General features: G+C 39.7%; 9 protein-coding genes and 1 other annotated feature. Of the genes, 5 read left to right on the top strand and 4 right to left on the bottom strand.

The genetic code is table 11. The features are described 5' to 3' along the window. Positions 1-32: 32 nt before the first annotated feature. The 4 genes from KSU66_RS05570 (at position 33) to ccpA (ending at position 3,652) form a co-directional block, all read left to right on the top strand. Positions 33-482 carry a DUF948 domain-containing protein gene (locus tag KSU66_RS05570; protein ID WP_269050427.1) on the top strand — a complete coding sequence of 150 codons (450 nt, stop codon included), beginning with the start codon at positions 33-35 and terminating at the stop codon, positions 480-482. Between the two features lie 72 nt (positions 483-554). Then, on the top strand, positions 555-1,175 hold the full coding sequence (locus KSU66_RS05575; RefSeq protein WP_269050428.1) for a YtxH domain-containing protein: 621 nt from the start codon (positions 555-557) through the stop codon (positions 1,173-1,175). 308 nt (positions 1,176-1,483) lie between these two features. Beyond that, complete coding sequence (locus KSU66_RS05580; protein WP_269050429.1) at positions 1,484-2,566, top strand: bifunctional 3-deoxy-7-phosphoheptulonate synthase/chorismate mutase; 1,083 nt, start codon at positions 1,484-1,486, stop codon at positions 2,564-2,566. Positions 2,567-2,653: 87 nt separating this feature from the next. After that, positions 2,654-3,652, top strand: coding sequence for a catabolite control protein A (ccpA, locus tag KSU66_RS05585; RefSeq protein ID WP_269050430.1), 999 nt, complete (start codon positions 2,654-2,656; stop codon positions 3,650-3,652). 106 nt (positions 3,653-3,758) lie between these two features. On the opposite strand, the gene KSU66_RS05590 is transcribed toward ccpA, so the two are convergent. The 3 genes from KSU66_RS05590 to KSU66_RS05600 are packed head-to-tail and all read right to left on the bottom strand — an operon-like array spanning position 3,759 to position 6,222. Continuing rightward, complete coding sequence (locus KSU66_RS05590) at positions 3,759-4,925, bottom strand: acetoin utilization protein AcuC (protein WP_269050431.1); 1,167 nt, start codon at positions 4,923-4,925, stop codon at positions 3,759-3,761. Then, positions 4,922-5,569, bottom strand: coding sequence for an acetoin utilization AcuB family protein (locus KSU66_RS05595; protein ID WP_269050432.1), 648 nt, complete (start codon positions 5,567-5,569; stop codon positions 4,922-4,924). The genes KSU66_RS05590 and KSU66_RS05595 overlap by 4 nt, the downstream gene beginning before the upstream one ends. Before the next feature lie 20 nt (positions 5,570-5,589). Beyond that, complete coding sequence (locus tag KSU66_RS05600; protein ID WP_269050433.1) at positions 5,590-6,222, bottom strand: GNAT family N-acetyltransferase; 633 nt, start codon at positions 6,220-6,222, stop codon at positions 5,590-5,592. 173 nt (positions 6,223-6,395) lie between these two features. Between KSU66_RS05600 and acsA the strand changes: the two genes are divergently transcribed. Next, positions 6,396-8,117, top strand: coding sequence for an acetate--CoA ligase (gene acsA, locus KSU66_RS05605; protein ID WP_269050434.1), 1,722 nt, complete (start codon positions 6,396-6,398; stop codon positions 8,115-8,117). Positions 8,118-8,190: 73 nt separating this feature from the next. Here the strand turns inward: acsA and KSU66_RS05610 are convergent, their stop codons facing one another. Beyond that, entirely contained in the window at positions 8,191-11,145 is a 2,955-nt protein-coding gene (locus tag KSU66_RS05610) for a transglycosylase domain-containing protein (protein ID WP_329958776.1), read from the bottom strand. Between the two features lie 106 nt (positions 11,146-11,251). Then, positions 11,252-11,447 (top strand) — a binding site (T-box leader). Positions 11,448-11,531 lie beyond the last annotated feature (84 nt).

Here is an 11,531-nt window from a genome sequence, read left to right on the forward strand (position 1 = left end):
AGTTATGGTTAGTTTGTAAAGGAGGATATGTTTTGGAGAATTTGTTGTATATAGCGGCGATTGTTGCTGCGATCGCATTTTTAATATTATGCGTAAGTTTGTCGATGACTTTGTTCTCTGTGAAGAAAACTTTGCAAACTGTTTCAGGAACGATGGACGGCTTAGCTGTGCAACTTGAAGGAGTAACGACTGAAACGGCTGAACTTCTGAACAAAACGAATAGCTTGGCAGAAGATATCCAGTTAAAATCAGAAAAACTCAATTCAGTTGTCGATGCTGTAAAAGATGTTGGCAATTCAATGAGTGGACTAAACACTTCTGTTCACCGCGTTACAAATTCAATAACGACTGAGGCAGAGAAGAATAGCGAAAAAATTGCTCAAGCAATTCAGTGGAGTAGCGTTGTTATTGGAATTTTGGACAAGGTGAAAGAACGTAAAACGGACAGTTCTGGGTGGACCGTTTATCGCCCAGTAAAGTAACTGGACGATAAAATATAACTTTAAAACTAATGTTAACTAAAATGTATGTTTAAAAAATAGGAGGAACATAATATGAGTGAAAACCGAAATGGTAAATCCAATTATACAGAAGCAGAGTATGTGAATAACTATGATGTCAATCGAGGATACACGGATTCATTTTACGATGAGTATGAAAGTTCAAGCGCAGGTAGCTTCCTTGCAGGCGCACTAGTTGGTGGTGTGATCGGGGCTGCAGCTGCACTTTTCCTAGCTCCTAAAACTGGGAAAGAAATGCGGGATGACTTATCTGAACAGGCCGTGCATCTAAAAGATAAAGGGATTGAAATTAGTACCGTCGCAAAAGAGAAAGCAACGGAATATACATCCGCGGCGAAAGGAAAAGCGACAGAGTATACGACTGTGGCAAAAGAAAAAGCAACAGAATTTGGTGTGGCGGCGAAAGGAAAAACAGATGAAGTGACAAAAGTAATCCAAGAACAATCGGAGCAACTTGTCGATAAAGTAAAATCGATGACATCGAAAACATCTATGCCGATGGATGACGGTACGGCATCCTCTGAAGGTGAGGAAGCTACTGAATTTATAGACAAAGTTGCCGATAAAGCCCAAGATATTCTTGAAGATGGTGAAGAAAATGTAACCGCCACGGCGGAAGCGCTAAAAGATGCAGTAACAAACGAAAAAAACTAATTATTATATAAGAGCGCAATACAGCTTACTGAAGCTTGGCTACTCAATATAAGCGGCCAAGCTTTTTTACTTTTATATTATAATAGTTAAGGAATGGGACGAATAATTATTCAGTCGACATGCTAAATATGACCCTAAGAAGTATGTTTTTTTGTTTTTACAGACGGAATTGAATTATTTTAAACAATTTGTGCGGTAATGCGTGACTTTTCAAATTGTTATCCTTATAATGAGTCTATTATCTAAAAATGTACTATACATTCCAATCTATTGAAAAGGAATGATATGGACAGGAGAGGAGACGGACAATGAAACAGCATGATCTTGATAAGTTACGTGGCCGTGTAGATGATTTAAACATGAAGGTATTGGATTTGATCAATGAAAGAACTTCACTTGTTCAAGAAATTGGTAAAGTGAAAGAAAAGCAAGGTGTTAACAGATACGACCCTATTCGCGAACGAGAAATGCTTAATTTCTTAAAAGAATCGAATAAAGGTCCAGTTCCCAATGGCGTTTTAGAACAGATTTTTAAAGGAATTTTCATGTCTGCCCTTGAAATACAGGAAGACGATCAGCGAAATGCATTGCTCGTTTCCCGTAAGAGAAAAGCAGAAGATACAATTGTGAATGTTAATGGTTTAAAAATAGGTGATGGTAACCCATCTTTTATATTTGGTCCATGTGCGGTTGAATCGTATGAGCAAGTATTAGCAGTTGCTAAAGAGATTAAAGCAAAAGGACTTACAATGATTAGGGGCGGGGCGTACAAACCTCGTACTTCACCATATGATTTCCAAGGCCTTGGTTTAGAAGGTTTGAAAATATTGAAGCGAGTAGCTAATGAAACAGGGCTCTCGGTTGTAACGGAAATTGTTACACCAGGGCATCTCGAGGAAGCTCTTGAATATATCGATGTCGTTCAAATCGGCGCTCGTAATATGCAAAACTTTGAACTATTGAAAGAGGCTGGTTCAATTGACAAGCCAGTCCTATTAAAACGTGGACTAGCAGCAACAATTGATGAATTCATCCATGCTGCTGAGTATGTTATTTCAAAAGGAAATAGCCAAATTATCTTATGCGAACGCGGTATTCGTACATACGAAAAAGCAACTCGTAATACATTAGATATCTCAGCCGTTCCGATTTTGAAACAAGAAACGCATCTACCTGTCTATGTTGATGTTACTCACTCAACAGGTAGAAAAGATTTACTAATTCCTACGGCAAAAGCTGCAATTGCAGTTGGAGCAGATGGTGTTATGGCGGAAGTACATCCGGATCCAGCAGTTGCTCTTTCTGATTCCGCGCAACAAATGAATTTCAAAGAGTTTGACGAATTTTATGCAGAGATGTTAAAATTCATGAATACTCACGTTACTAACTGATGATTTCGACGCCGGACCTTTTATGGTTCCGGCGTCGTTTTATATCGTTTAGTAATTGATTTAATCTTTAGTAAAGGAGGAAGCGTTATGGCTATAACTATCTACGACGTCGCAAGAGAAGCAAATGTCTCAATGGCGACAGTGTCCCGGGTTGTTAACGGCAATCAGAATGTGAAACCTGCAACGAGGAAACGAGTTATGGATTGTATTGAACGACTTGGCTATAGACCGAATGCGGTTGCAAGGGGATTGGCAAGTAAAAAAACGACGACAATTGGAGTTATCGTTCCCGATATATCAAATAGATTTTATTCGGAACTTTCTCGTGGAATTGCCGACGTCGCAACGATGTATGAATATAACATTATTTTGTCGAATTCCGATAAAAGGGCAGAGAGGGAAGTAGAGTTACTTATTGACCTTTTTGGAAAACAAGTTGATGGCCTTATTTTTATGAGCGACTCAATTTCTGAAGAAGCAAGAAAGGAAATGTCGATAGCAGATGTTCCTGTCGTACTTGCTGGCACGTTGGATAAAGAAGATGAATTTGCAACAGTAAATATTGATTATGAAGAAGCTTCATATCAAGCTGTAAAAAAACTCGTTTCAAATGGTCATAAGCGAATTATTTTCCTCACGGGTACATTATCGAAAGACATTAACCGCGAATGTAAAAAAGTTGGTTACGAACGGGCGTTGAAAGAAGCGAATCTTCCTATCGATGAGGATCTTGTTTTTGAAATTGAGACGACATATGACAGTGCATATGAAAGTTGGAAGCAGATTCGACAACTTTCCGATAGACCTACTGCAATTTTTGCGGGGAATGACGATCTTGCCGTTGGCGTATTAAATGGTATTAAAGACGACGGTTTTTCTGTACCTGATGATTTTGAACTTATTTGTTTTGAGCATACAATTTTAACGAGAATTGTTCGACCACAACTTACGTCGGTAGTTGTTCCTCTTTATGACCTCGGGGCAGTTGCCATGCGTTTACTAACGAAGTTAATGAATGATGAAGATGTTGAAGAAGAAGAAGTTATACTGCCATTTAGATTTGAAAATCGAGATTCAGTAAAATAACAAAAACGGTACTGCCCGATTCAAAAGGGCAGTACCATTTTTATTATTACATACATATGTTAAAAAATCCTGCTAAAATTTGCTTGACGCTTGGGGATGCCTTTGCTTAGTTCGCACTGTGTTCGTTTCTTATTAAATGCAAAGCGCGGCTTAACATTTGGGCATTCTTCTCCGTAATTTCATCTTTTCTTGGGATGGATTCATACAGCGGTTCCGGGTCTTGCCACGTTTCTATTAAAGGGACAGGGGACTGCTCTTGCCACTTTGTTAACCACTCTTCCGGCAGGCGTCCAGAAGGCTTAGAATGCCCTGTCATTGTTAACCAAATATGTGCCCATGCTCTTGGAACGACACGCCATATGTCATAGCCACCACCACCAACGGCAATCCAGCGGCCATTGCAATGCTTCTCGGCGATTTCCCGTGCAATGCGTGGTATTTGTTCGAAAATATTCATCGTTCCGTACAGATGAGTAAGTGGATCGAAATAATGTGCATCCGCGCCATTTTGAGTTAAAATAACGTCGGGTTTGAAAAAATTAGCTACTTCTGTCATCGAGCTTTTATAAACATCAAGAAATGATTCATCTTCGGTAAATGCATCAATAGGGAAGTTGAATGATGTGCCATAACCTTGGCCATTTCCGCGTTCCGTTATGCTTCCCGTACCAGGGAATAAGTAGCGGCCAGTTTCGTGAATAGAAAGCGTGCAAACTGTCGGATCATCATAAAAACTCCATTGGACCCCGTCCCCGTGATGGGCGTCTGTATCAACGTAAAGTACGCGCGCACCATACTTTTCCTGCATATATCTAATGGCAACGGAACTGTCATTATATACACAAAATCCGGATGCACGTCCTTTAAAGCCATGATGAAGACCGCCGCCTAAATTGAGCGCATATTTTGAACGACCTTGCATCACTTCGTCTACGGCTGTAAGGGTTCCACCGACAAGCATGGCGCTTGCTTCGTGCATATTTTCAAAAATAGGCGTATCCTCCGTACCAATGCCGTAAACTTCTCCGACATCTGAAGTGATTTCTCCTTTTCCAGCCTTCTTCACAATCTCAATAAACTTGGAATCATGAGCAAGGAGTAATTCTTCATCAGTTGCCATTCGCGGGGCTATAATATTATTTTCGTTTATCGCGCCTATTTTTTTCAAAAGATCTAAAGTAAGAACAATTCTTTTTTGATTAAATGGATGGGTGTCTGAAAACGAATAATCTAGCTGCTCTTTTGAATAAATGAAGACGGCATCTTTTTTCATATGTCTATTCCTGGTACATTTGGCCATAAGACATCAAAGCCACTATCTTTTAGACCAGCAATAACATTAAGTGGATTCATCGTCTTTATTCGAAGAACGAGTATTTTACTTGCTTTTTTTTCTTTATCGGGATAAACAAGAACGCTTAAGACATTGGTCTTTTGTTCGTGAAAAACTTTGGAAACTTCGAAAAGAATACCTGGGACATCGGGGACCCGCACTTCAATTTGTGAGCCGGGTTGGTGTGCACCCGTTAGTTCAATATATTTGTATAAAAGGTCTGTTTCTGTAATGATACCAACAAGTTTGTTGTTTGAAACAATTGGTAACGAGCCAATTTGGTTGTCATAAAAAGTGACCGCCGATTCTTCGACGAAATCCATTGGGTGCCCCAGTATTGGATTTTTTGTCATAACATCGGATAGAGGAATCGCATATACATTATGATCAACATTGTCCGCAAATACCGATGGAACAGCTTCTTTCATATCGCGATCGGTTACAATCCCTACAACTTCTCCGCTTTTTGAAACGATGGGTAAATGCCGAATCTTTTTATCTCTCATTACTTGAAGTGCATCTTTTACACTATTTTCAGGTGAAAGTGTAATAACATCTCGAATCATGATTTCTTCGATTAACATATAAAACTCCCCCTATCAATTTAGTACATAAATCGATTCATAAAACGCAGGCTATCAAATTGTTGAATGGATTCTGGATCTACTCTACTTCCGATTCTTGCCATTAGGCAATTTGCTGGATGTGAACTTATTTCCGGATCATCTGTTGCGTAGTATTCGAGCCCGCCAGCCTGCATCATTTTTTCCATCATTTTTCGATATTCCCATACGTTTAGCTTAGTACCTTTTAAATCCCAGTGCCAGTAATACTCAGTAGTTAAAATAATATAATCCTCTACTGCATCGTCCATCATTGAAACTTGTAATACTGTTTTTCCAACTCCGCCCCCACGAAATTTCGGAATGATTTCGATTGCACCAAGTTCAATTAGATTTTTCATTTTACCTTCAGACCATCGTTCAAGCGGATCCGGGTATAAGTATGTAGCGTAGCCGACAATCTCGTTTAATTCGCGCACGATAATAATCCTTGCCTCTGGAAGCCCGGAAATTTCTATAAGTGCTTTATGTTGTTGGGGTGAAGGTCTAAACGCTATTAAATCTTCATGAAAGTCCAGCTTTTTTAACTCTTCTTGTGAAACAGGTCCTTCAACGATAATGTTTCCATTTCTGTGCTTAATTTCCATTGCGTTATACGTTTTAGAATGTTCCAATAATACACCGCCTTTAAAGTAAGTGTTAATAGCTTTAGTATACAACAAAAAGGATGTGGAGAAGTGTATTGATTATTACAAATTTAAATCTATTGGAAAAATAAAATAATTGACAAAACTAGCTTCTAATATTGTAGAATAGAATTTGTAGCAGTTTTGAAAGGGTGATAGGAATGGAATTAAGAACGTTACCGGTTGTTAAAGGGAATTATCAGTTGAAAGATTATGATCGTACAGCGTCTCAATTTAAATGGGAAGACGTTGAAAAAGAATTCAGTTGGTTTGAAACAGGAAAAGTAAATATTGCTTATGAAGCGGTAGATCGCCATGCAGAATCATTCCGAAAAAACAAAGTTGCACTTTATTATAAAGATGCGAATCGAAAAGAAGCATATACGTATAATGAAATGAAAAAAATGACGAATAAAGCAGCGAATGTTTTGAAAAACCAATCGACACTCGAAAAAGGGGATCGGCTGTTCATTTTCATGCCACGTTCTCCAGAATTATATTTTTCATTACTCGGCGCTTTAAAATTAGGTGTCATTGTAGGCCCGCTTTTTGAGGCGTTCATGGAAGGTGCCGTTTTTGATCGTTTGTTTGATAGTGAGGCAAAAGCGATTGTGACAACACCTGAACTATTAAAACGGGTTCCCGTTGAAAAATTACCACATCTTGAAACCATCTTCCTTGTGGGCGAAGATATTGAAGAAAATTCGACTACATTAGATTTCAATAAGCATTTAGCTAGTGCTTCACAGCATTTCGATATTGAATGGATGGAGAGGGAAGATCCGACACTTCTTCACTATACGTCTGGCTCAACTGGAAAACCGAAAGGCATTGTACTTGTGCAAGAGGCAATGGTACAACAACTTCAAACGACAAAATGGGTACTCGATTTAAATGACGAAGATGTTTTTTGGTGTACTGCAGACCCGGGGTGGGTTACGGGAACAGTATACGGAATATTTGGCCCTATGTTGGTAGGGACAACGATTCTCGTTCTTGGTGGAAGATTCTCGGCAGACAATTGGTACGAAGCTATAGAAGAGTATAGCGTAACCGTTTGGTATAGCGCGCCGACGGCATTCCGTATGTTGATGGGTGCAGGAGCTGGACAACTTGAAAAATTTGATGTGTCTTCACTGCGACATATTCTTTCTGTAGGCGAACCGTTAAATCCGGAAGTCATTCGTTGGGGATCTGATACATTCAAACTTAGAATCCACGACACATGGTGGATGACTGAAACAGGGGCGCATATGATTTGTAACTTCCAATCATTACCGATAAAGCCAGGATCCATGGGTAAAGCCGTCCCGGGTATTGAAGCGGCAATTATCGACAATCAGGGAAATATATTGCCACCAAATGAAATGGGGAACTTCGCCATTAAAAAAGGATGGCCGGCAATGATGCGGAAAATCTGGAATAGCCCTGAAAAGTATGAGTCATCATTCATGAATGATGAGTGGTATATTACGGGGGATTCCGGCTATGTAGATGAGGAAGGGTACTATTGGTTCCAAGGTCGTGTCGACGATGTCATTATGACAAGTGGTGAAAGAGTAGGGCCATTTGAAGTTGAAAGTAAGCTTCTTGAGCATCCTGCAATTGTTGAGGCCGGGGTTATAGGGAAACCAGATCCGGTACGTGGAGAAATTATAAAAGCTTTTGTTGCACTGCATGAAGGGTATGAGCCATCAGACGAATTGAAAGAAGATATTCGACAGTTCGTTAAGAAAGGGCTCGCTGCACATGCAGCACCAAGAGAAATCGAATTCAAAGATAAATTACCTAAAACCCGAAGCGGGAAAATCATGAGACGTGTTTTAAAAGCGTGGGAATTGAACTTGCCATCGGGAGACTTGTCGACAATGGATAACGACTAAAAACAACATAAGCGCTTAGGCGCGAAAAAGAGCTTGTCCCCACACTTTATAGTGTGGGGACAAGCTCTTTTCTTTATTCCTTATCTTCTTTGTCGCTATCATCGCTGTCTGGTGGAGTTTTATCCCCACTATCATCGCCACCAGGAGCTGGTGCAACGGGTGGAGTGACAGGCGGTGTAACGGGTGGTGTAGGTGTAACAGATGGTGGAGCAACGGGCGTTTCGGAATCAGGTGGTGTAACTTCCTCTTTAACGTCCTCTTCTTTTTCTACTGCTTTTTCAATCGTAATTGTGTTCGATGGTGCTGATTGTAAACCAGTAATGTCAACAGCTCGTACAAAGTATGAACCAGCGCCAATCGTAAAGGAATTTGATTGACCGTCTCGAATTGTAGCAACTTTTTTACCGTTTCCTGTATAGACATAATAACCGATAACGTCATTGGATGCTGATTTACTCCATGTCATCGTCGAGTTCGTTATCGATGCTTGAACAGCTTCAGGTGCAACATTATCTGCATTGAATGCTCTGCCCGCAACAACATTTCTCGAAAAGGATGAGTTTTCAGGGAATAAATAGGCTGGATTACCGCCAAATGGTGCAAGAATTCTATCGATATACTTTTGGCTAATTCCAACTCCACCAGAGCCTACGAATTCAGATGGTGTCGAAGGAAGTGCTTGGTATTTCGCGCCATTCATTGAGACAAACGAAGATGAAATGATACTATCATCTGCTTTGTTTGGTAAGAACGCATTTGCGTTGAAAAGATCGGACCTTACAAGTCCAGCAGCCGAACATGCTTTTGAAGGAGCTAAACCTGAAATACCACAAAACGATCGGTTTACAACACCTTCTGGCCTTATGAATTTATCTTGGGCATTGACAACATCAGGAGATGTGGCATTAAGCCCATTCATAAGTTTGGCGAATAATGTATTTACTCGTGCACTTGGTGTCCCATAGTGATTTGAATAGACGTCAAGTCCCATTGTTTGGTCTTTATAACCGAGCCATACGCCAACTGAGATGTTTGGATTATATCCAACGAGCCAAGCATCACGGGCACCTTGGGATGTTCCGGTTTTTGCTGCCAAATCAATATTGAAATTTAAGTTGCGTTTCGCAATTTGTGCAGTACCCCTTGAGAGTACATCACGCATCATATCTGTAATGATATAAGATGTTTGTGGACTAAATACATCAACTGGCACGGATTCATGTTGGAAAACAATATTTCCATTCATATCTTCAATTCTGTCAATCATATGCGCATCGATAAACTTTCCGCCATTAGCGAAAGTAGCAAATGCGTTTGTGTTTTCTTCTACGGATACTCCATTTGTAATTGAACCTAAAGATAATGTAAGAGTTCCGTAATCTTTCGGAATAAGTCTTGAGAAATCCATCTTCTTCAAGAAGTCTGCAGGTCTTTTATCAATGATTTTTTCATATAATCTCGTCGTTGCAACGTTTTGGGACCTCGCTAACGCTTCTCGTGCTGGTATAACGCCGAGCTGTTGTCTGTTTAAAAAGTTTACGGGCGAGTATTTACCTCCGTATTTATACGTTTCAAACCAGACGTCTGCCACAGGACTTCCTGCTCCAATGACCCCATATTCAATTGCGGGGGCGTAGACGAGTAGTGGTTTCATCGTAGATGCATTTTGGCGGAACGATTGTGTTGAGTGATTCATCGCCTCAATTTTAGGGTCTCGTCCACCTACAAATGCAAGGATTTTCCCGGTACTATTTTCAATCGCTATACTACCTACTTGTACGGGATCTAAAACTTCTTTATCTTCTTTTGTATCAGGATCTATTTTTGTTGAAACATATGTGTGACCGTAGTTCTGGAAATTATCTTTAATTTTTTGCCATTCGTCATATAAAGCCAAATCAATTGTCGAATAAATACGATACCCATCAATTCTCATTGAACGTTCGGCTAAAATTGTATATTTTTCTTTGATTTTCTTTTCGTTATTAAGTCGTTCAGGATCAATTCCATCTTTTTCTGCAAGTACTTTTGTGAGAACTTCAATAGTTCTATTTTGGATTTCTTGCGTTAAATAAGGATATCTTTCATTTGCGCGTAGAGAAGGTTTTCGGAAATCTTGTACGATATCATAAGCGATTGCTTCGTTATATTCTTGTTCTGTAATGTAATTTGTTTCTTTCATACGGAAAAGAACTGTTTTCATTCGATTAATGCCTGGCTTTAAATTTTCAGGTTCTTTTAGCCCTTGGTTTTGGCTGTAAAAAGGTGTGTAAGCAAAAGGTGCTTGAGGAATACCCGCGATATAAGCCGCTTGTGGTAGTGTTAAATCCTTTGCTTTTACGTTAAAAAGACCTTCAGCCGCTGTTTCGATTCCGGCGATGTTTTGACCAACGACATTACGACCGTATGGAATAATATTCAAATATGCCTCGAGAATCTCATCTTTGCTCATGAAGTGTTCAAGTCGCATCGCTAGTAAAATTTCTTTCGCTTTTCTTTCATAGGATACTTCATTCGTTAAGATTTGGTTCTTTATGAGTTGTTGGGTTAATGTCGATCCGCCGGTTTGGCTATCGGAGTTCGTAACGTCTTGAAGCAGTCCACGAAAAATGGCTTTAGGAACAATTCCGTTATGTGTCTCAAAATATTCATCTTCGGTAGCAAGTACCGCGTCAATGACGTATTGTGAGACATCTTCGAGTTTCACTTCTTTTCGCTCGAGATCTGAATTTACTTGACCGAGATAGACATCGCCCGCATACAATTCAGAGGTTTCTTCATATGTAAAGACGTTTGTGCGCATTTCTTCTTTTGAACGCAGTGGTTCTTTCGCGACTAAAGATGCGAAATAGCCCGCCCCAACTGAAGCCGCAAAGACTGACATTGTAATCCCGATGATGATAAAAACTAAAAGTAAATTCCATGCGACACCGGACGTAATGCGCAATCCTCTTGCCCATTTAGTTTCCGTGAATTTATCAATCATTTCTTCCATAATTTTAATTGGATTTTTTTTCTGTTCACTCAAGTCAAATGACCTCCTTAAATCTTTACTATTATAGCATATTTATCGGAAAGACAATCGATAATCATTGACAACTTATGATTTTCATATAGTATAAGAATATATATCTTTTGACACGTTGAAAAAGTCGAAGTAGTAGCGATAGTGCCGTATAGAGAGACAGTGGGTGGTGGAAACTGTTCGGGGAATCGTTTATGAATTACAACTTTGGAGTGTATCGTTTGCGCAGCGTTATTGCGTTCGAGCGGAGAATTTATTCTCAAGCTGGGTGGTACCGCGTTAATTTATTAATTAGCGTCCCTGCATGATTTTTTAAAATCGTGCAGGGGCTTTTTTAATTTTATCTAGTCTTGCTAGGTGCAAAATCTGGACGCAAATACGCCAAGGCG

Source organism: Sporosarcina sp. G11-34, assembly GCF_026931025.1.

Excerpts from the sequence above, each read along its gene's own strand:
- KSU66_RS05595 (WP_269050432.1), bottom strand. The coding sequence starts at position 5,569 with ATGTTAATCGAAGAAATCATGATTCGAGATGTTATTACACTTTCACCT.
- KSU66_RS05590 (WP_269050431.1), bottom strand. The coding sequence starts at position 4,925 with ATGAAAAAAGATGCCGTCTTCATTTATTCAAAAGAGCAGCTAGATTAT.
- KSU66_RS05575 (WP_269050428.1), top strand. The coding sequence starts at position 555 with ATGAGTGAAAACCGAAATGGTAAATCCAATTATACAGAAGCAGAGTAT.
- KSU66_RS05580 (WP_269050429.1), top strand. The coding sequence starts at position 1,484 with ATGAAACAGCATGATCTTGATAAGTTACGTGGCCGTGTAGATGATTTA.
- acsA (WP_269050434.1), top strand. The coding sequence starts at position 6,396 with ATGGAATTAAGAACGTTACCGGTTGTTAAAGGGAATTATCAGTTGAAA.
- ccpA (WP_269050430.1), top strand. The coding sequence starts at position 2,654 with ATGGCTATAACTATCTACGACGTCGCAAGAGAAGCAAATGTCTCAATG.